Consider the following 20,334-nt stretch of genomic DNA (forward strand, 5'->3'; position numbering starts at 1 on the left):
CAATCGGAGCAAGGGGACACACATGGCACGCTTGCTGCTTCGCATCGCCGGAGGACTCTTGCTGTTGCCGGTGCTGTTCTACGCGGTCGACTGGACCGTCTGGCAGATGCGCAGCGCGCGGGGCAACGGCATGGACGAGGTCGCAGTGACCAGCATGAGCATTGCCACGTTGAAGAGCAGCAAGGAAGAGTATTACTTCGACGGCAACATCACGCTGGCCTGTCCGCGCAGCGTGCTGCCGATGCTTACCTCGCAGGGGATGATGACACCCTGCTGGTATCTCCGCAGGCATCGCACTGTCGTCACACGCTACTGACGCGTGACGGCAGAGCGGGAAGGCTCTAGGTCGCCTTGCGCTGGAAGTTGGACTTTTTGGTGCCTGCGAAGGCGTCTTTTCCCTTGAAGGCGAAGTTCGGATTCGCACTGTGAGCCTTCGCTGCGACCACGCCGGCGGCCTTGTCGCGGAGTGCCTGCAGCTTCTGTGCCTTCGGGCTAAGCCCGCCAATCTTGATCTTCGCGGGTGGTGCTGGCGGTTTCGGGGTTTCGTCGCTCATAGCCTAAATCTTCTCACGCCTGTATCGGTGGCGCACATCCGGCACCCGCGTGGTGCGGGCGCCGGATGCGGTGGGAGCGAAGACTACTGGTTGGCTGCGGCGCTTGCGGCGCGGTCTGCCTTGTCCTGCTGGCGTGCGGCCTTCTTGGTGTCGTCATCGTTCAGAGCCTGGTGCGTGCGATGGTCTGCTTTGGCCTGCTCTTTGTAAGCTTTCTTGGTCTTACCGCTGGTCTGCTTGGCGGCCTCTTCGTTGGCCTTTTCATCCACCTTGGCGGTGGCGTGCGCGTCCTTGCGGTCCTGTTCGCTTGTCTGGAGCGCGAACAGTGGCGTCGAGAACAGCGTTGCGGCAAGGGTAAGGGATGCGAGGTGCTTGAATCGCATGGGGGACTTCCTCCTTCGCACTGTAGGATGACGAACTCCGGCGCGTGGGTGGCTGGCGGGCCGCGGGTGACCCTCCCCCCCCCCCATTTTCCCGTAAAAATCAGAAAACAAAGGAGTTGACGTTTCCCGTATTAGCAAAAATTAGATTCCAAAGGGGTTACGGCTAAAAATCAGATTCCAAAGGACTTAGCGCCGACGCAAAGCGGGCCAAAACTCACGCGCGAGCAGGGACGGAATCGGCCCTATCTCAATTGTAGTGATCGCAAAGAAGTCACCGGCCAACTTTATCTCACTTTGTTTTGTTGGAGATACGTCCTGCAGGGGCTTGACAGCTTTTATTGCAGCGCGGCGCGAAGGCGGTCGGCGCCGGCTTCGGTATAGTCGCCCACCACGCGCTCCAGAATATTGCCGGCACGGTCCACAACCAGCGCCTGCACCTGCTCTTCGCTGGCGACGCCCACCTGCTGGTTGAAGCGATCTTTCTTCGTGTACAGCGCCACCACGTGCGGCCACCATGCGTGGTTCGGAATACCGTGGCGCATGCCGCTGTTGATGATCATCTTCAGGAAGCCGTTCGACGTGTCGATGACCGGCACACTCAGCCACGCGGAGCCTGCCGACGGCGCCATGGCCTTCGCCCAGCTTTCAATGCTGCCCTGCTGCCCGCGCTGCCAGCCCAGGATCACAACGGTCCGTTCACCCGGCAGATCGCGTGGCAACGTGACTGCGTGTCCGTTCAGATCCTTCGAATGGACTTGGGGGAAGCGTGCGACATCGGTCGTCGCAAGGGCTGTGGCTGGGATCGGCATCACTCCCTTGGACGCCTCGGAGCGGTCCCCTTGCGGTTCCCTTCGGAGCGCTTGGCGATGTCGTAAAAGTTAGTCCATTCCACTGTTCAGGCCATGGAGCGCAGCGGATCCCTCTCCATCTGACCTCGCTGGCTCAATACCCGGCTAGAGGGGCGTTGGCGGTGGCACGGGCGACGGGGTCACCGGAACGGCACCGGGGGCGGAGGCCTGCTGGGTGCGGGACAGGGCATCGGGCACCAGCCCTTCCTGTATCAGGATCGAGCGGTCTTTCCCTTCCAGCAGGCCGCGCATCAGGGCGTAAACGCGATCCGCGGCGGGGTCAAAGTATTCGCCGTGGGTCTTGATGCCGTCTACCCTTGGCAGCAGGGCAGTGCAGTCCACGTCCCACACGTTATCCGGCACAGGCACGGTACGGTCCAGTCCAGAACGGCCCAGGCGGCGTTTGCCAAAGTGCTTCAGACCGGCAGAGCCACCCAGCACATCGTCGCGCCCGGTGAACAGTGCGGTGATGCGATAGCTCATGTTGGAGAGACCCTCGCCGTCGCCGTGGCTGACCTGCTCGCCGTTGCGGAACAGGTCGTTGTCGACATCGGCAGCGACCATCAGCACCTCCTGCATCAGGCTGATCAGCAGGGGCCGATTCTTACGAGTCCAAAGCGCATTCAGAGCGTACTCCAGGACGTAGTTGCCCATGCTGTGCGCAATGATCGACGTTCGCGCCTTGCATGCGTTTGCCGGGTCTTTGGTTGCGACTTTTTGCATGGTCAGCAGCCAGTCATACAGCTCGGACAAGACATTGTTCAGGTCTTCTCCGGTGCGCCGCGCCTCGGATCGGTCGGAGAGATAGCCGAGCAGCGCGCCCTTCGAAGGCCAGTCAAACGCAATGCACTCGCCCAGTCCGTCGGCACCGTCGAACAGACCGGCCGCAACGTTTTCGTAACGACTCATCACGGCATCCCACGCATTGTTGTAACCGTGGACGAACAGGCATACGTGCTTCTGCTGGGATGAAGGCGTGCTTTCGCCGTTGGCAACCACGGCCGGGAAGGTGTCATTCACAACCTTCAGCAGTGTCTTCCGAAAGTCATCCACGCTGACCAGTTGCCAGTCCGCAGCGTTCTTCACGCTGCCGCCGTCTTTCAGCGTCCAGTAAGTCAGCGAGCCGAACTTATCGCCAAAAACACCCTTCTTGTATTCCCGGTTCGTGATGAGCCAGCGCATGGGGGAGAGACCTTCGTGACGACGGATTTGGACTGCGGGGAGCGGTCCCAATCTAGAGCAGGCTTTTGCGCTGTCAAGCAGGGTTTCGTCGATTCCGTTTTCAGCCGACAGTCCGGCGCGCAGGGCAAATCAGGCGGCGCAGCTTCGCCGCGCTGCCGCAGGGATTTCACCCGGATGAGCAACAGGGAGCCGGGTACTTCGCGGGACGTGCGCGATCGCGAGGCAGTCCTCAGCGGTTGAAGACGATCTGTTTCACGTCCTGCACGAAGATGGTGAAGGGGCCCAGGTCGCTCTGGCCGGTGTAGGCGTAGTTTGAGGCGATGTCGCCGGTCACCACGCGGCCGTCCGTCAGGGTGAGCTTCAGGCCAATGGTGTGCGCGTTGCCATCCACCGTGAGGAAGTCGAGCTGGTGGATTTTCTCAAAGGCGATGGTCTGGCCGCTGGTGAGCTGGATGGTGTCCTCGGTCATGTTGTGCTTGAAGCTCTTCAGCGAGAGCTGTGTGGTGTCGCCCGCGCGCGATCGCAGCGTCACCGAGCCCTGGTGCGCGGCATCGGCCGTGGTGGTTACGGGCGCGGGCGGCGACAGGGGATTGGTCGCCGTGGTGGCAACCGGCGCATCCGGTGCGGGACGCGAATCGCCCGCGACGATGGGCGCACGGTTCGCCGGATCCGAAGACTCGGGTGCGCCGTGATGGATGGCCAGCCAGAATCCACTGGCCGCCGTCAGTACCGCTGCCAGACCGGTCAGGATGCCGGGAATCGTTGTCCAGAAACTCTGCTTGTCCACTTCCGCCACGCCGCACCTCGGGAGAAGAGTAACTGAGGGCGGAGGAAAGTCCAGCGGGAATTGCTGCGTTCCTGCATAACTCCTTCCCATCTACGGGAACCGCGAGTCACCAATCCCATCCGCAGCGAATGTGGAGAAGAAAAGTCCGCCATCAGCATCGCGCACGTTCTTGAATTTTCTTGAAATCTGCCTGTCATTGTCGGAAGCTGGGCTAGGGGGCAGGGAGATGGCCGCAGGAACAGGATTAGCTTTTGAAACGGAATGGACCGCAGTGGCTCAGGAATACGCGGCTTCACGTGGGTATCGTTTCTCCGACGAATGCCTAAGTGACCTTCGGGGATTCTTGGCTGGAGGGTTAGCGAACCTCGGCCACCGATCGAGCGAGATCGAAATCCGTAGTTACAACTCGTCAGTTGTTCAATTGGTGCAAGCCATGATCGACGAGTCTGCCGAAGTGGCCGACGGTGAAACGATTTTGCATGAGTGGACGCTACAGGCAGCCAGGGTGAAGTTCTGCCCACTCTTTCCTTTCTGTTAACGGTTCGCGTAAGGGGGCTTTATGGCGATGGAAGAACACGAAAAAAAGGCATTCGACTTTGCCGCCGATTTGACGAAGCAACTGATCACCTTAGCCACTTCTATCGTGACCTTTTCTCTTGCTTTCAGCGACCACTTTCCCAAGCAAAGCAGACTTGCACGCGATGCATGGTTCTTCTATCTGATCTCTATCCTTTTTGGGCTATGGACACTCATGGCACTCACCGGGACCCTGGCGCCAACGGGAGGTGCGGCGACGGACTTCACCCTCAAGTGGAACGTTCGACTTCCATCCCTCCTTCAAATCCTCTCCTTCGGAATTGCTGTATTACTGACCATCTCGTTCGTCGGTTTTTGGTGGCACTAAGACAAGATTGGATCGGGTCTCGCGTTATTCCGGTGCCAGCCAGCAGATTCTTATGGATATGGTTCGCGCCTTCGCGCGAATGCTCACCCTTCGACTGGCTCAGGGCAGGCTTCATGACGATTGAGCCGTCAGGAATGGGGCACCCATTGTGGTGGTGGGTTCAGAGTTGGGGACGCTGAGGAATCGCGATTCCAGACAGGAGAGGATCTGGGTGCCCCGTCCATGGCAGAGCCATTTGCGGGATCGGTGAATTGCGGGCTTCTTGTATAGACCACCCGCCCATGCGCATCACTCGGAAGGGGTGATCTAGAGCGAACCGCCTAAACGGCATGCGCCGTTGCCAATGTCATGCCTAGAAAATCGTAAATCGTTGCGATCACTTTAGGGTTCAAGAAAAACTCTGGGCCCTCGTTGTGAGCTTTCCAGAGGAAAAACTTGTCGCTCTCTTGAGTGGAGAGGAATTTCTCTGCGTTTTGCGTCAGGAGTTCATCCGCTCTGCGCAGGTTCTGCCTGCGAGCTTTCACGGTCAACAGCACCTCTTCGCGAGAGCAATGATTGTATTGTCCAATTTTCGAATGGGAAATCATTGGGCGGAGCATAAGGCGCATTAGCACTTCATCCTCCGCTACGCTGTCGCTAGCCGTGTTTTCGAATTCCTCAACAAGCAACTCGATCGCAGTTCTTATCTCCGAGACTAAGTCGGTGCCGGTCGTATTGCATTCGTAGACTCGGCCTTCCACCAGATCGCTCGGCATTAGACCAGCATTCAGGTGTGGGTTACCTGTGACAATCACAATGCCTCCGTGGAGGTTCGTCTCGTCGAAGATTCTTTGCCGGGTATCGCGAAAGCTTGAAGCATTCAGGAATTTAATATCAGCCCCTAAGACTCTTCCCATGGCATACACGTGTTGAGCGATGGGAAAGCCGCCAACCGTAGGGCTTCCCGTTACAACGATGCGCGGTTGAGCGGGCCGTAGAAGCTTTGGCTGTTGGAGTATGGCCTTCTGGCCTCGAAGTGACGTCCACCGTTCACTGAGCGCGATTAGCCAGTCGGATGCTTCCTCGAGGGTCATCTGGCGCAGTCCAGCAATGGAAGCCGCCGCGGAAGGGCTCCTGCGACTGGCAGGAAGAGGTTGATCTAGGTCGATTCGGTTAACTACAGGTGTGCCGTCATCTGCCTCTGAAAGTGCAAGAATATGCCACGTGACGCACTCTCCGTCAGAGTATCGATAGACGCGCGCCCATCCTGTCAGAGACTTTAATATGTTGGGAAGATTGTCCTCGATGAGGCATGCCGCCGAGCATGAAGCGATATCGACAGCCATGGTGATACCAGACCGGAACTCGAACCTATGTCCAACCACCTGATCGAGACGCAACGCATCGGAGGCATCTAAGGCCCTCGCTGCGCACAACGCTCGTAGGTTGAAGTCCATGACCGCTCCTATCGCACGAAAAGACGCTGCTTTTCATGTCGCTCCTCAATCTGATCAAGATGACTTCTTCGCTATGGCAATTAGTCCGCGGAGCGCAATTAGGCTTTCGACCAATTGATCGATTAGTGGCGGGAGGCGATCGAGTACGACAGGATTAGAAACATCGATACTGACATCCAAATTGTCTTGGATGCCTCGCTCTAAGTGATCGGAGGGTCTCTCTATGGTGGTCGCAGCAGTGGACTCGGACCGTCCGCGGAAAGGCTCCGCTAGACTTCTGGGTCTAACTTTGTTGGCGACAGACCATGCTTCGATTTCAGAAAGAATCTGCTGGACATGATAGCGGCGCCATGAACGTAGTAGATCTGGAGTTTTTCTTAAACTGTATTCGAAGCGGAATGGGTTCGAATCCTCATCGAGGAGCTTATTGAGTCGGTCCTGCGCTTCGAAAGGTTGAAGGGCGGCAAATGATCGCATCCAATCGATGAGTCTGGGCTTTGCAGAAGGAACGGGAATTGTTTGCGTTCCAAATGCAAGAGCAGTGGCCGCCGGTCGGAATGCCACATCTTTATTGATGTCGTAAAGCCAGCCGCTGGTCGCTGAATTAAAAGCCCGCCAAAGGTCTGGTCGCACTCGCACGGCCAGATTCTTGGCCGTAATCGAAGAAGCTAGCGACTCGGGCTCCTTGGACTGTTCAAGCGGGATCTCAACTAGACTCAACTGTTGAACATTGGGCGGTGAAGCTGGGAGGCTAACCTCCAGATCACCACCAGGGTGATCGGCAACACGCACGAAGCCTGCGGTCTGGGCTGCCCTCAAGAACTCGCCGAAGCGACTAAAGCCAAGTGTCCGTTCGGTCACGCCGCCGCCAATTGCCTGCAGAAACTTAGGCTTTAGGAGCGCACCGATGCAAGGCTTGCCTGACAGCTCAAACTGCCTGACGCAAGACGCGAGAATTGAAAAGGGTTGAGTAAGACTTGTCGACATATCGAGCATCCTCAAAGAAGGAGATCAGTAGGGCCCTTTCAAACGTCTAGAGCCCTACTGTCCAAAATTCTTTATTGAATGCAGGCAAAGTCGATCAACTATAGAGTTCTCGGTTACCCGGCTCCTGCAGCATGAGAATCCCACTTTGCGTAAATTCTCTGCCTATCAGGCCCTATAGCGTCGCACCGAGTCGAAGTAGTCCAGATGCTTACTCTTGAAGCATCGTGCACGAAAGTTGCCTAGGTCTTGTTCGGCTATCTAGACACGACGATCACGGCGTACAGCATGCTTAGTCTAGCAGAACAACGGTGTTCGTCAACAGAAAGTTGCAACTACTCGACTGTAACGCTTTTAGCTAAGTTCCTCGGCTGATCCACATCGCAGCCTCTGCGGACTGCTATGTGGTAGGCGAGGAGTTGGAGCGGGACTACTTCGAGGATGGGGAGTAGTAGTTCTGGTGCTGCGGGGATGTGGATGACGGCTTCGACGAGGTTGCCGATCTCTTCGTCGCCTTCGGTGGCGATAGCGATGACGCGGCCGCTGCGGGCGGTTACTTCCTGGATGTTGCTGAGGGTCTTTTCGTACTTGAGGACGCTGGTGGGATCCGCTGGATCTTTCGTTGCGATGCAGACTACGGGGAGCGTCTCGTCGATGAGTGCATTGGGTCCGTGCTTCATCTCGCCTGCCGGGTAGCCTTCGGCGTGGATGTAGCTGATCTCCTTGAGCTTGAGCGCGCCTTCGAGGGCGATGGGGTAGTGGATGCCGCGGCCCAGGAAGAGGAAGTCGTTGGCGGTGCTGAAGGTCTTGGCCAGGTTGCAGCACTGGTCGTCGACGGAGCGCAGGATGTCTTCGAGCTTGAGCGGGATTTTGGCTAGTTCGTCGACATAGTGCTTGGACTGCTCGGAGGAGACGTGGCCGCGCTGCTGGCCCAGGTAGAGCGCGAGGGTGAAGAGTGCGGTGAGCTGGGCGGTGAAGGCCTTGGTGCTGGCGACGCCGATCTCCGGCCCGGCGTTGGTGGTGATGACGCCCTGCGCCTTGCGCGTGATGGCGGAGCCGACGACGTTGCAGATGGCGAGGGTGGGTGTGCCCTTGCTGATCATCTCGGCCTGTGCGGCGATGGTGTCGGCGGTTTCGCCGGACTGGGTGATGAGGAGGCCGAGCGAGCCGGGGATGGGGTCTCGGTAGCGATACTCGCTGGCGTAGTCGACGTCGACGGGGAGTCGTGCGAGGCGCTCGATCATGAACTTGCCCGCGAGGCCCGCGTGCCATGACGTGCCGCAGGCGGCGATGGTCATGCTGGTGGCTTGCTGGAACTCCTGCTGGGACAGTTTGAGGTCCGGCAGGAAGACCTGGCCGCTGTCGAGCGAGACGCGGCCGAGGGTAGTGTCGCGGACGGCGCGCGGCTGCTCGTTGATTTCCTTGAGCATGAAGTGCTTGTAGCCGGCCTTTTCCGCCTGGATGGGGTCCCAGGTGATGCGGGTGGGCGTGCGGTCGTGGGGGACGCCTTCGAAGTTGGTGAAGGTGACACCACTCTTCGTTAAGATGGCGCACTCGCCGTCGTTGAGGAAGATGATGTCGCGCGTGTGGTGGAGGATGCCGGGGACGTCGGAGGCGAGGAAGTATTCGCCGTCGCCGATGCCGATGACGGCGGGTGGGCCGGAGCGGGCGGCGACCAGCTTGTCGGGTTCGCGGGCGGAGAGGACGCCGATGGCGAAGGCGCCGGTGAGGCGCTTGACGGCTCTCCTTACGGCTTCTTCGAGCGAGATGGAAGAGGCGGGGGCGGTGACGATGGACTCTGCCGAGTTTGCCTCAGGGGCTGAAGCCCCTTTGTTTTCCTGGAGCTTGATGGACGGGCTGAAGCCCGTCCCCTCCGAAGGCTTTGTGCCGGCCTTTTCGAGTTCGTCTTCGATGAGGTGCGCGATGATCTCGGTGTCGGTTTCGCTGACGAACTTGTGGCCGCGCTTGATGAGGTCGTTCTTGAGCGCGATGTAGTTCTCGACGATGCCGTTGTGCACGACGACGAGGGTGCCGCTGCCGTCGCGGTGGGGGTGCGCGTTCTCTTCGGTGGGGCGGCCGTGGGTGGCCCAGCGGGTGTGGCCGATGCCGTAGGTGCCGTGCAGCGGATGGTCCTTGAGCACGGCTTCCAGGTTGCCGAGCTTGCCGGGGGCGCGTCGGACGTCGAGCGCGGTGGGGTTCAGCAGGTCGCCCGCGACGGCGATGCCTGCGGAGTCATAGCCGCGATACTCCAGCCGGCGAAGGCCTTCCACGATGAGGGGTACGACGTCTTTCGGTCCGATGTAACCAACGATTCCGCACATGTTGGGAGTGTAGACGCACGCGGCGGTCTTGAGTTTCGCTTTGAGGGACCGAAGATGTGCGGGCTCCCATCTCTGCAACGCGAGAGGTGATGCGGCTGCTTCCTGTTACGGGGTGTTACAGAAGACTGACAGAGCATGTGACGGTCATCACAGACCCCCGGGCGCCGTGCACTGGAGGATACGCACAGAGGTTCTCTGCGATGCGTATACCGACGACCAAGGTCTGCCCGAATTCGAACCAGCCGTGCATGGGCAAGTGCTCCGGCTACGGTACCAGTTCCAACTGCCCACCTCTGATTGTGCTGGCGGTACTGGCCACGTGCGCGTGTGAAGCGGCGGAGGCATGCCGATGAGTTCGACTGCAGTTCTACAGCCGCAAACAGAAGCGGCGAGCGGATATAACCAGCGGAATTATCTGAACCAGGAACATGGGCTGCTGAGCTGGCTGCTGACGGGCGACCATAAGCGCATCGCGCTTATGTATATGTTCGCCGTGTCGATCTTCTTCATGGCGGGCGGGTTGCTGGCCATGGCGGTGCGGCTGGAGTTGCTGACGCCGCAGGCCGACCTGATGAGCCCCGACACATACAACAAGGCATTCACCATGCACGGCATTGTGATGGTCTTCTTCGTTCTGATTCCGGCGGTGCCTGCGATCCTTGGAAACTTCCTGGTGCCGCTGATGATCGGCGCGCGCGATCTGGCGTTTCCGAAGATCAACCTGCTGTCGTTCTATCTGTACTGCGTTGCGGCCGTGCTGCTGCTGTACACAATTGGTGCGGGCGGCGTGGATACGGGCTGGACCTTCACCACGCCGTTGAGCACGCACTATGTCAATACGAATGTGATCAGCGCGGGCCTTGCGGCGTTTGTGGCGGGCTTCTCGTCCATCTTCACCGGCCTGAACTTCATCGCAACGATTCATCGCATGCGTGCTCCCGGACTTACGTGGTTCCGGCTGCCCTTATTCATCTGGAGCATGTACTCCGCCAGCGTCATCATGGTGCTGGCAACCCCCGTAGTCAGCATCACAATCGTGCTGGTCGCTGTGGAACGGCTGTTCAACTTCGGATTCTTCGACCCGACGAAGGGCGGCGATCCGCTGTTGTTCCAGCACTTGTTCTGGTTCTACTCGCATCCCGCGGTGTACATCATGCTGCTGCCTGGCATGGCCTGCATCAGCGAGATCATGGCCTGCTTCTGTCGCAAGCGGATCTTCGGGTACGCCGCCGTAGCCTTCTCGTCGATCGCCATTGCGATGTTCTCGTTCTTTGTCTGGGAGCACCACATGTACATCATGGGTGTGTCGCAGTACTCGGCGCTGGTCTTCAGCATGTTGACGATGCTGGTTGCGGTTCCTTCGGCGATCAAGGTCTTCAACTGGACCTTCACCATGTACAAGGGATCGATCACCTTTGACGCCCCGATGATCTATGCGATCTGCTGCCTTGGATTGTTTGTGGTGGGCGGATGCACGGGCGTCTTCCTTGGCTCGCTGGGCATGGATGTGCACCTGACGGAGACCTACTTCATCGTGGCGCACTTCCACTTTGTGATGGTGGGTTTCGTACTGATGGCGTTCCTCGGCGGCATTCACTTCTGGTGGCCGAAGATGTTCGGGCGCATGTATCCGGAGGGGATCGCAAAGGCGTCCGCTGTGATCATCTTTGTGGGCTTCTACATCACGTTTGGGCCGCAGTTTGTCCTGGGCTACCTTGGTATGCCGCGGCGGTATGCTGCCTATCCAGTCGAGTACCAGGTGCTGAATGTCATGTCGACGGCGGGTGCGACGGTGATGGGTGCCGGGTTCTTTATGACGATGATCTACCTGCTGTGGTCGCTGAAGTACGGACCGGTTGCCGGACCCAACCCTTGGAACGCCTATGGTCTGGAGTGGCAGACAGCGTCACCGCCGATCACGCAGAACTTTGCCGTGACACCGATTGTGACGCACGAAGCGTATGACTATGGCTGGATGGACTCGCAGCATCCGGAGACGGCGAAGAGCGCGGCGTAACGCGGTCCGTCCTTCGGGGCGGGCCGTGTTTGTTGTCGTATTTTAGGGGGTCGCTGCGGGCTGAATGACCGAGGGGTTTTCAGCGCCGCGAGTGGTGTAAAGAGTTGGCTCTTTGTCGCGGACCTTCAGTCCGCAGCGACGTGACGCGAGGCTGACCCAGGGCTTTGCCCTGGGCCTGGAAGTCGCGGGCCTTCAGCCCGCCTTGACTCTCGGACCTCACCTTCAGCTTGCCTTGTCATTAGCACCCTCATCTTCAGCCCGCCCTGTCGTTCGCACTCCGCGTTGTCAGCCCGGCTCAAGTCAGTGTCTATCGGCAAAAGTACGGCATCAGCATGTTGCCGGAGCTTAGAAGCAGTTCTCCATCGGCCAGTGTGAAGCCATGTACGCCCTTGCCTGCGGTGTAACTCAAGATGGTGGAAGGGCCATAGTTCACATTGAGAGTGGCCACCTGCTCGGTGCGCGGTTGCAGGATGGCAGCGTTCGTTAGTCAACGCGTTCCTCGCCGACCTGCTGTGCAGGCGTGCGATAGGTTTGTAGGCCTTGCGTTCTAGCCGACCTGCTGCTGCAGGCGTGCGATGTCGCGAAGCTGCATCTGGTCGTGCTCCAGGTGGAGTAGTCCATCGCGCCGCATGGCAGAGAGGGTGCGTGTGACTGTCTCACGCGAGATGCCGGCCATGTGGCCGAGTTCCTCATGGGTCAGCGGCATGTGGAAGCTGACCGAATTGGGGACGGTGCCGCCCAGCTGTTCATGCTGGCCCGCGAGGACGAGACCACCCCATTCCAGCAGGACACTGCCGAGTTTTGCCGCTGCCGAGGTGGAGAGGGCCAGACGGCGCGCGCTGAGGACGGCGGAGTTGTAGTCCCGCGTTACGGCCATGAGGGAGTTGCGGCCGACCGCCTGAAACTCTTCCATGAAAAGAAGGAAGTGCGTGCGAGGGATTGCCTTAAGCTGGCACGTCTCCAGGGTCTCGGCCGTCGCCTCATAGCGGGTACGCTTGAGTGCGGCAGAAAGGCCGAGGACATCGCCGGGGCCGACGATACGCAGCAGTAGCAGGCGGCCATCCACGGACGATGTGGTCAGCTTCAGCGTGCCGCTGCAGACGACATAGACGTGATCCGGAGCGTAGCCCTCGCGGAGCACTTCCTGGTGACCTTCCAGGCGCAGCCAGTGGCCCACGCTCTCAAGACGTTCCAGTGCGACTCGATCAAGCGAACAGAAGCAGTTGGGCCCCTTGGTTTCGCACTGGAGACAACTGCGCCGAAAAGGCATTGCGTGGACTCCTGCAGCAAGTCTAGTGGACGCAATCTGGTCGACGTAAGTTTCTATTTCCGTTGGCCGCTTAGCTTGCTGGCTGCTGCGGCCTTTTGGTCGCCTTTGCGCTCGCCCTTTGTCTGTGAATTTTTGGGCTTGCAGCTGCCCTTTTCGCCTTGAGCCTTGCCGGGCGTGGGCTCGTAGCCGGGCCAGCAGGCGTTGGCCTGGCTGCTCTTTTTGCCGCTCTTTTTGGCAGCGGATTTCTTGCCGGGTGTCTTCTTCGTGTCGGCGCCAGTGATGTGGCGGCGGTTGGCTGCGGTCTTGGTCGATGCGGATTTCGTCGCACCCTTGGCGGGCGTGCGCTTCTTTGCGGGGGACTTCTTTGCGGCAGACTTCTTCGCCGGTGTCTTCTTTGCAGCGGATTTCTTCGTCGTAGCCATGCGAGCTTAGAAGCGATCGACGCCGCGTGCGTCCACCTGGGCCGTGTTTACTGTTTCAACGCAATCGCAAACGGATGGCTCCCTTTGCAGTGGAAGCATCGACGGCATGGCCGCCCTGCGTGATGACGATCTTTTCCGCGGCCACCAGCCTGCGTGCGGCGGCACGTGCGGGTTCCATCAACGGTTCCCAGTCTTCGCGGTTGCCGGACAGCTTGCCGTCGCCCGCGACGGTTCTGGCGGCTTCGCTGGGGCAGATGGTCTTGCCGGCGCCGCGTTCGTGCAACAGGCGCAGGATCGTCTCTTCCAGCAGCTTGTCCTGCGCACCCGGCTTATGCGCTCGACAGGCATCGCTGCAGAACTTCACGTTGTCCCAGTCGCGCTCCCACTTCTTGCGCCACGTGATGGTGCGACCGCAGGCGGCGCAGGTTTTGTCAGGATGCGCGCCGGCGTTGTGCTGCGATCTGGGCTTGCGATCAGGCATGAACTCTATACTTGGATGGCGATGTCAAATCTTCCGCCAAACAATTTTCCGCCTCTTGAGGCGCAGCTTGACCTCATCACCAAGGGCGCTGCCGAAATCATTCCCGTCGAAGAGCTCAAGAAGCGCATTGAGCAGTCGATTACCACGGGCAAGCCCATGCGTATCAAGGCGGGCTTCGATCCCACGGCGCCGGACCTGCACCTGGGGCACACGGTACTGATGCGTAAGCTGCGTCACTTTCAGCAGCTAGGCCACACCGTCATTTTCCTCATTGGCGATTCGACCGCGTTGATCGGCGATCCGACGGGCAAGAGCGCCACGCGCAAGGCGCTGACGCGCGAACAGATTGCGGAGAACGCGAAGACGTACCAGGAACAGGTCTTTCGCATCCTGGACAAGGACAAGACAGAGGTTCGGTATAACTCGGAGTGGCTGGACTCGCTGAACTACTACGACATCGTGAAACTGCTGGCGCAGTTCACCGTCAGCCAGATGCTGGAGCGCGAGGACTTTCACAAGCGCTTCGACGCGGAAGAGCCGATCGCGCTGCATGAGCTGATGTACCCCATCGCGCAGGGCTATGACTCCGTTGCCTTACAGAGCGATGTGGAGCTTGGCGGCACCGACCAGAAGTTCAACCTGATGCGTGGTCGCGACCTGCAGCGCAGCGCCGGTCAGCCGCCGCAGATTGTTCTGATGATGCCAATCATCGAAGGTCTGGATGGTGTGCAGAAGATGTCGAAGTCGCTGAACAATGCGATTGGGGTCAATGAGCCGCCGTTTGAGATGTTCGGCAAGCTGATGCAGGTGAGCGACGAACTGATGTGGCGCTACTGGACGCTGCTGACCGACCTGCCGCAGAGCGCCATCGACACCATGCGGGAGGAGGTCGCCGCAGGCACCCTGCATCCGATGGAAGCGAAGAAGGCGATGGCACGGACCATCACGGCCGGCTTCTCATCGGAAGAAGCGGCGCTGAAGGCCCAGGAAAACTGGGCTACGCAGTTTCAGAAGGGCGGCGTCAGCGAGGATACGGAGCGTGTGTCGCTCGCCAAGGAAGAAGTTGGCTGGGACGAGGCGACGCAGACCATCGGCACGGACCGCATGCTGGCCTCTGCCGGGCTGGCTGCAAGCAATGGCGAAGCGCGTCGCAAGCGCAGCGAGAGTGCGGTGAAGATCGATGGGGGGACTGCGGCGGATGTGCGTTTCAGCACGCCGGTTCTGCCGGTCACGCTGACGGTGAAGCTGGGTAAGAAAACGAAGCTAGTAACCATCGAATAGCAACCTGCGGCTGCTTAGATCTCGCAGCCGTGGCACACCATGCGGTCTTTGCCCTCGCGTTTGGCGCGGTAGAGAGCGCTGTCGGCGAAGTCGACTAACTCATCGGACGAGCAGGTGTGGGAGCACATGGCAAGCCCAAGGCTGGCGGTGACAGTCCCGTTTTCCCACGGATAGGCGTGCAGCGCAGCGATGATGCGTTGTGCGAGGCGTTGCGCGCCGTCCATTGTGGTGTCCGGCAACAGGATGGCAAACTCTTCGCCGCCGAAGCGGCAGGCCACATCTGCAGCGCGTTTCACGCGGTTCAGGATCGCGGCAAAGTGCCGCAGGATCTGATCTCCGTACAAATGGCCGAAGCGGTCATTCACATGCTTGAAGTCGTCCACATCCAGCAGCATCAGCGCCATGGGCCGCTTGTTCCGCTGGGCACCCATGATGGAGGTCTCCAACTGTGCATCGAAGGCCCGGCGATTCCACAGGCCCGTCAGCGAGTCCGTAAGGGCCAGTGAATTCAGCTTGCGGTTCGCCTCTTCCAGTTCGTCCTGGATCTCCTGCAGCCTGCGTTCCCGGGCCATGTGTTCTGTCATATCGACTGAGCAGCAGGCGAGCAGCTTCTCATCAGGCGGTATCAGGCACGCTACCTTCATGCTCCGCCAGTAGCTAACGGTGCCGTTTGGTTCAGGAATATCGACAAAGCTCTCGTGAAGCTTTCCCGTCCGCAGGACGTACTCGTCTTCGAGCGCAATCTCGTCGGCGGTCTGCTTGTTCCACAGGTCGTAGCTGGTCTTGCCGATCCATTCATCTGACGAAACCTTGAAGCGGTCAGCCAGCTTCTGGTTGTAGAAGAGGATCCGCCCTTTGCTGTCCTTCAGGTAGATCTCAACCGGAACGTTGGCCAGGATAGTGTCGAACATGGCGTGTGTGCGCTCCAGATCGTGCGACATCTGCGCGACGGCGGCGGCACGCTCACGCAGTTGCAGGCGGCTGCTGATCTGCTTGCCCAACACCTCCAGCGCGCGCATCTGCTGCGTTGTCAGCGTGGAGGGAGCGGTGTCCATGACGCAGAGTGCGCCCACGTGCGTGCCGTCAGCAGTAGTCAGCGGCATGCCCGCATAAAAACGGATGCCGCCCTCGCTGTGAATCATGGCGCCGTGTTCGTCAAAGCGATGGTCGGCGTGTGTATCTTCCACCATCATGACGTGGTCCTGCAGGACGGTGTAGCGGCAGACAGACTCCTTGACGGGCACACGTGCGGCCGGCAAACCGACCGTTGCCTTGGTGTAATTCTCTGTCTCGGTCAACAGTGTCATGGCGCCCAGCGGCTTGGCGCAGATGGCGGTTGCAAGCTCCACGATCTCGTCAAACTCCTGCTCCGGCGAGGCGTCTGCCAGGCCCATCAGGCGCAGTAATGCCTCTCGCGGAGTCTCCGGGGAGCGATGCTCGTTCGGTCGTAGGTTGAATGAGTTCATGAAACCGCGCTACTCCACATATCGCAACTTCCCTTATACCCTGTTACACAGGCCGCACCACGAACGGCTCGGTGGCGGACGCGGGTATATCCCTAACGCTTTCGATCACGTGAAGACGCCCTCGATCATCCGTGCCCACGGTTGAAAGCGGGATGCGGTGGTCGTGTGGGTAGATCACTGTCCATCTCTCCGGTATGGCCCTGGCGTAGAAGCGTTTCCGCTCCTCGATGGTGCGTAGCGGGTCCAGGTCGAATCCCATGGCCCAGCCGATATCAAGGTGTGCCGTGGTGGGCAGCAGATCGCTGATGAAGCAGGCGTGCTCTCCCGCGCTCTCAATGTGGACGGCCATCAACTGTGCGGTGTGACCGGGAAAGCACTCGACGCGTATGCCCGGGAGGATGTCGGCTTCTGTGCCATGGATCAGTCGCATCTGGCCACTCTCGATCAGTGGCTCATAGTTATTGGCAACATACGACACGCGATCGCGCTCCCACTGCCGGCGGCCATGTTCCACCTCGCCGGCGTGCGTGATGTACTGCGCGTTGGGAAAGAAGGGAACTGCTGTGCCTTCGCCACCCAGCACGGTATTCCAGCCACAGTGATCCCAGTGCAGGTGCGTGTTGATAACCACGTCGACTTCGCCGGGCGAAATCTTTGCTGCAGCCAGCGATTCCGGCAGGCGCTCCTGTATGCAGTAAATCTCTTTGAGCTTCGGGGCGATCTTGTTGCCAAAGCCAGTCTCGATCAGCACGGTCTTGCCGCCGATGCGAACGACGACGCAGTTCAGCCCCAGCATGACGCGGTTCTGTTCGTCGGCCTGTGTTCTGCGGGACCATAGTGTCTTTGGCACGACGCCGAACATGGCGCCACCATCGAAGCGGCAGGTCCCATCCGTGCATACGATGATCTCCGCGTCGCCCACGCGGGCCCTTGCGCGGATCAGGTTTTCGTCGTCGGCGGCGAGGTAGTCGATGGCCATGCCGATAGCCTATCGCTTTCTGTCAGGCTGCTGTTGCCGTGGCGTGGGCTGCCGGGCTGCATGCTGTGCGTTCATCGACGGATCACCTGCCTCAAAAAAATATGGAACCACCTCGCAGCGCCTTGCGTAAGGCCCTACAGCACCGAAGGATGGATGAATTCTTTCCTGTGAATTCTGCATTTCCATAATTTCTGCGATGCGTAGCTGGGAATAGCAGGCACATCGCAGCACCCGTAGACCGCAGCCCGAAGGAACAGCACAATGAAGACTTCATTCGCCGCCGCGGCGTGGATCGCCGCGCTCTCGATCTCGCACGCTTCCAGTACGGCGAACGCGCAGGGGCTTTGCAAGGGCGGCGGGCCGATCGCCGGCATGGTTCGCGATGTGACGGGCGCCTCCGTTGCAGAGGCCGCCGTCACGCTGGACGGCGGCGAGACCACGCACACTGCCACCGATGGCCGCTTTCGCTTTGCGTGTGTGCCAGGTGCAACGCATCGGCTGCATATCATCGCAGAGAGCTTTGCTGCCGCAGAGATAGCGGCTGCTCACACAGGCTCTGACATTACCGTTACGCTGCGGCCAAATGAGGTGGAGGATGCCGTTGATGTAAGCGGCGCGGAGACACCGCATGGCGTGGATAACGCGGAGAACAGCGGCGCATCGCGGACGTTGCAGGGAGACGATCTGAAGGCGCTGGCCGATGATCCTGATGATCTTCTACGGCAGTTGCAGAACATGACCGCGGGCAGTGGCGGTGATCCGGAGACGGCGTTAATTACCGTCGATGGATTTCAGTCGCCCACCAAGCTGCCGCCTAAGTCTTCCATCGCCTACATCCGCATCAACCCGGACCAGTTCGCCGCGGAATACCAGGAGCCGCCGTACATGGGCGGTCGCGTGGAGGTGTACACGAAGCCCGGTCAGCCGCGTCTGCATGGCGATCTGTTTATGACGTACGGAGGCTCTGCGCTGAATGCGCGTGATCCGTTTTCTGTCTCAAAGGGAACGCTCGGCAAGCAGAGATTCGGTTTCGACCTGAGTGGTCCGGTGCGGAGGCAGGGCAGCGACTTTGCGTTGAGCCTGGAACATCGCAGCATCGATAACATTGCTGTCGTAAATGCCGTCACGCTGGATGCGAATGGAAATACTGTTCCGCTGACGGCGAGTGTTCCCAAGACAGAGCGGCTGTGGGTCGCGAGTGCTCGGGTTGGGTGGCAGCTTGGCCCCAAGAACACCTTCATCGCCACTTACTCGGCGAATGTAAATACCCTGCAGAACCTTGGTGTCGGTGGCACTACCACGCAAGAGGCCGGCTACAACGCAACCCGGTACGAACACATCGTGCGGCTGACAGACATCACCACCATCTCAGCCCACTGGATGCACGAGGCACGCGCCAGCCTGCGATTTGGTGGTGAAGACGACACGCCCGCCAGCCTTGCACCGCAAGTGCAGGTCAGTGGTGCCTTCACCGGAGGCGGAGCGAACATTGGTCCGCAGAGACAGCATGAACTGTTGCTTGAGGTGCTAGACGACGCCATCTACACAAGGGGAAAACACACGGTCAAGTTCGGCATGGACCTGCGCAGCGCGCGCGAGCGCCAGCAGATCACCCAGGACTTTAACGGCACGTATATCTTCGGCGGCGGCCCTGCCCCGGTGCTGGACGCGAATGGCCAGCCGATCGCCGGCAGCAGCATCGACATCACCGGGCTCGAGCAGTATCGCCGCGCGAAGCTCAATCTTGCGGGCGGCACACCGACGGCATACACCGGGCTGACCGGATCCCCGCGCATCGATTTCGTGCAGACACGGACCTCACTCTTCGCTCAGGAAGACTACAAGCTCCTGCCCAATCTGAAGTTTTCCTTCGGCCTCCGTTACTACGCGCAGAACCTGCCCTCAGTCACCGGCGACATCGTCCCACGCGCCGGCATCGCATGGTCGCCGGATAAGAAAGCAACGTGGACGCTGCGCGCGCACGCCGGCATGTTCAATGGCCGCTACAGCACCGAAGACGCAACCGAATGGGCGCGCCTGAACGGTACCGCACGTCAAAGCAGGCTGGTTTACTCACCGGTCTACGGCAACCCCTTCTCGGCAGGCGCAGTGCCCATTACAACCGTGCGGACCTTCGCGCCCGGTTTTGGCAACACCTGGTTCAGCGAGGAACAGGTGAACGTGGAGCACACCATGCGCGGTTGGAACATCAACGCCGCCTGGTACTGGCTGCATCTTTGGAACGAGTCCCGCGTTCGTAACATCAACACACCTATTAATGGCGTGCGGCCCATCGCTGCGAACACCAACATCCTGCAATCGCAAAACAGCGGCAAGGGCTATGGTCACGCGCTCTTCTTCAGCGCAGAAGAACACAGCATCAAGCGGTTGAATCTGTTTGTGGGTTACGTCCTCGCGGAGGTCTTCGACACCGGCGGCAATGACACCTTCATGCAACCGCAGAATGCCTATTCAGACGCCGGAGAATATGTTCTTCGAGACAATCAGAATAAGCACCAACTGATCCTGAACGGCACCCTGCACCTGCCGCAGAAACTCGACTTGTCGACAGAAACCAACCTGCGCACCGGTCGTCGCTACAACGTGACCACTGGCTTCGATAACAACGGCGATGGTAATTTCAACGATCGTCCGATGTACGCCGGGCCGGGTGATCCGAACGCGATCGCCACCAGGTTTGGCAGTCTTGTCCCAACCGGCGGAACGGCAGTCTTCCCGCGCAACGCCGGCACCATGCCTGGAGCCGCCTACGTCGACATGAACCTGAGCCGCAGCTTTACGCTGACGCCGCACGCCGCGAAGGACAGACTGCAGACTCTAAGCGCCAACGTGCGTGCAGCCAACATTCTGAACCACACCAACGTGCGCCGCGTGGGAGGTGTCCTGGGGTCACCGCTCTTCGATAAGGCGTACGGCGCAGATACGGGCCGGCGCATCGAGTTTGGCCTGCGGTATGCCTTTTAGGCGTATCGCCCCGCAGGCTTAGCCTGTCTTTGTTGTC

At 59.7% G+C, this 20,334-nt stretch carries 20 protein-coding genes; 6 read left to right on the top strand and 14 right to left on the bottom strand.

All coding sequences use genetic code 11. The annotated features are described in order from the left end of the window. Positions 1–22 precede the first annotated feature (22 nt). Entirely contained in the window at positions 23–316 is a 294-nt protein-coding gene (locus tag BLW03_RS12770) for a hypothetical protein (RefSeq protein ID WP_074654428.1), read from the top strand. A 25-nt stretch (positions 317–341) separates the two neighbouring features. On the opposite strand, the gene BLW03_RS12775 is transcribed toward BLW03_RS12770, so the two are convergent. From BLW03_RS12775 to BLW03_RS12795, 5 genes are all read right to left on the bottom strand, one after another. After that, on the bottom strand, positions 342–554 hold the full coding sequence (locus BLW03_RS12775; RefSeq protein ID WP_074654429.1) for a hypothetical protein: 213 nt from the start codon (positions 552–554) through the stop codon (positions 342–344). 83 nt (positions 555–637) lie between these two features. Then, positions 638–934: a hypothetical protein gene (locus BLW03_RS12780; protein WP_074654430.1), complete on the bottom strand. Its 297-nt coding sequence runs from the start codon at positions 932–934 to the stop codon at positions 638–640. 335 nt (positions 935–1,269) lie between these two features. After that, positions 1,270–1,743 (bottom strand): hypothetical protein, encoded by a 474-nt coding sequence (locus BLW03_RS12785; protein WP_074654431.1) that lies wholly within the window; start codon positions 1,741–1,743, stop codon positions 1,270–1,272. Positions 1,744–1,887: 144 nt separating this feature from the next. Further along, positions 1,888–2,964, bottom strand: a complete 1,077-nt coding sequence (locus tag BLW03_RS12790; protein ID WP_074654432.1) for an alpha/beta hydrolase — start codon at positions 2,962–2,964, stop codon at positions 1,888–1,890. Positions 2,965–3,193: 229 nt separating this feature from the next. Next, a complete protein-coding gene (locus BLW03_RS12795; protein ID WP_074654433.1) occupies positions 3,194–3,760 on the bottom strand; it encodes a hypothetical protein in 567 nt (188 codons plus the stop codon). Positions 3,761–3,920: 160 nt separating this feature from the next. On the opposite strand from BLW03_RS12795, the gene BLW03_RS12800 reads away from it, so the two are divergent. Continuing rightward, the gene (locus BLW03_RS12800; protein ID WP_074654434.1) at positions 3,921–4,289 is read left to right on the top strand and encodes a hypothetical protein; all 369 of its coding nucleotides are present in this window, start codon (positions 3,921–3,923) and stop codon (positions 4,287–4,289) included. A 21-nt stretch (positions 4,290–4,310) separates the two neighbouring features. After that, entirely contained in the window at positions 4,311–4,655 is a 345-nt protein-coding gene (locus tag BLW03_RS12805) for a hypothetical protein (protein ID WP_074654435.1), read from the top strand. A gap of 320 nt (positions 4,656–4,975) precedes the next feature. On the opposite strand, the gene BLW03_RS12810 is transcribed toward BLW03_RS12805, so the two are convergent. The 3 genes from BLW03_RS12810 to glmS all read right to left on the bottom strand — a co-directional run bounded on the left by BLW03_RS12810 (position 4,976) and on the right by glmS (position 9,396). Next, the gene (locus BLW03_RS12810; RefSeq protein WP_074654436.1) at positions 4,976–6,091 is read right to left on the bottom strand and encodes a hypothetical protein; all 1,116 of its coding nucleotides are present in this window, start codon (positions 6,089–6,091) and stop codon (positions 4,976–4,978) included. A gap of 54 nt (positions 6,092–6,145) precedes the next feature. Continuing rightward, positions 6,146–7,078, bottom strand: a complete 933-nt coding sequence (locus BLW03_RS12815; RefSeq protein ID WP_139285194.1) for a hypothetical protein — start codon at positions 7,076–7,078, stop codon at positions 6,146–6,148. Positions 7,079–7,410: 332 nt separating this feature from the next. Next, positions 7,411–9,396 carry a glutamine--fructose-6-phosphate transaminase (isomerizing) gene (glmS, locus tag BLW03_RS12820; RefSeq protein WP_074654438.1) on the bottom strand — a complete coding sequence of 662 codons (1,986 nt, stop codon included), beginning with the start codon at positions 9,394–9,396 and terminating at the stop codon, positions 7,411–7,413. Between the two features lie 349 nt (positions 9,397–9,745). On the opposite strand from glmS, the gene BLW03_RS12825 reads away from it, so the two are divergent. Then, a complete protein-coding gene (locus BLW03_RS12825; RefSeq protein WP_074655995.1) occupies positions 9,746–11,413 on the top strand; it encodes a cytochrome c oxidase subunit I in 1,668 nt (555 codons plus the stop codon). A 307-nt stretch (positions 11,414–11,720) separates the two neighbouring features. Here the strand turns inward: BLW03_RS12825 and BLW03_RS12830 are convergent, their stop codons facing one another. From BLW03_RS12830 to BLW03_RS12845, 4 genes are all read right to left on the bottom strand, one after another. Beyond that, a complete protein-coding gene (locus BLW03_RS12830; RefSeq protein WP_212733196.1) occupies positions 11,721–11,861 on the bottom strand; it encodes a hypothetical protein in 141 nt (46 codons plus the stop codon). A gap of 99 nt (positions 11,862–11,960) precedes the next feature. Then, a complete protein-coding gene (locus tag BLW03_RS12835) occupies positions 11,961–12,683 on the bottom strand; it encodes a Crp/Fnr family transcriptional regulator (RefSeq protein WP_074654439.1) in 723 nt (240 codons plus the stop codon). Positions 12,684–12,736: 53 nt separating this feature from the next. Beyond that, a complete protein-coding gene (locus BLW03_RS20870; RefSeq protein ID WP_074654440.1) occupies positions 12,737–13,105 on the bottom strand; it encodes a hypothetical protein in 369 nt (122 codons plus the stop codon). Between the two features lie 55 nt (positions 13,106–13,160). Beyond that, positions 13,161–13,586 carry a DUF2256 and DUF3253 domain-containing protein gene (locus BLW03_RS12845; RefSeq protein ID WP_074654441.1) on the bottom strand — a complete coding sequence of 142 codons (426 nt, stop codon included), beginning with the start codon at positions 13,584–13,586 and terminating at the stop codon, positions 13,161–13,163. Positions 13,587–13,607: 21 nt separating this feature from the next. Here BLW03_RS12845 and tyrS point away from each other — a divergent pair, with 21 nt between their 5' ends. Beyond that, complete coding sequence (tyrS, locus tag BLW03_RS12850; protein ID WP_074655996.1) at positions 13,608–14,867, top strand: tyrosine--tRNA ligase; 1,260 nt, start codon at positions 13,608–13,610, stop codon at positions 14,865–14,867. Positions 14,868–14,881: 14 nt separating this feature from the next. Here tyrS and BLW03_RS12855 read toward each other — a convergent pair whose 3' ends face one another. Then, complete coding sequence (locus tag BLW03_RS12855; protein ID WP_083350516.1) at positions 14,882–16,333, bottom strand: sensor domain-containing diguanylate cyclase; 1,452 nt, start codon at positions 16,331–16,333, stop codon at positions 14,882–14,884. A 43-nt stretch (positions 16,334–16,376) separates the two neighbouring features. Then, a complete protein-coding gene (locus BLW03_RS12860; protein WP_074654443.1) occupies positions 16,377–17,312 on the bottom strand; it encodes an MBL fold metallo-hydrolase in 936 nt (311 codons plus the stop codon). A 261-nt stretch (positions 17,313–17,573) separates the two neighbouring features. Here BLW03_RS12860 and BLW03_RS12865 point away from each other — a divergent pair, with 261 nt between their 5' ends. Then, the gene (locus BLW03_RS12865) at positions 17,574–20,297 is read left to right on the top strand and encodes a TonB-dependent receptor (RefSeq protein WP_074654444.1); all 2,724 of its coding nucleotides are present in this window, start codon (positions 17,574–17,576) and stop codon (positions 20,295–20,297) included. Positions 20,298–20,334: the final 37 nt, after the last annotated feature.

It is taken from the genome of Terriglobus roseus (assembly GCF_900105625.1).
GTDB classification, from domain to species: domain Bacteria; phylum Acidobacteriota; class Terriglobia; order Terriglobales; family Acidobacteriaceae; genus Terriglobus; species Terriglobus roseus_B.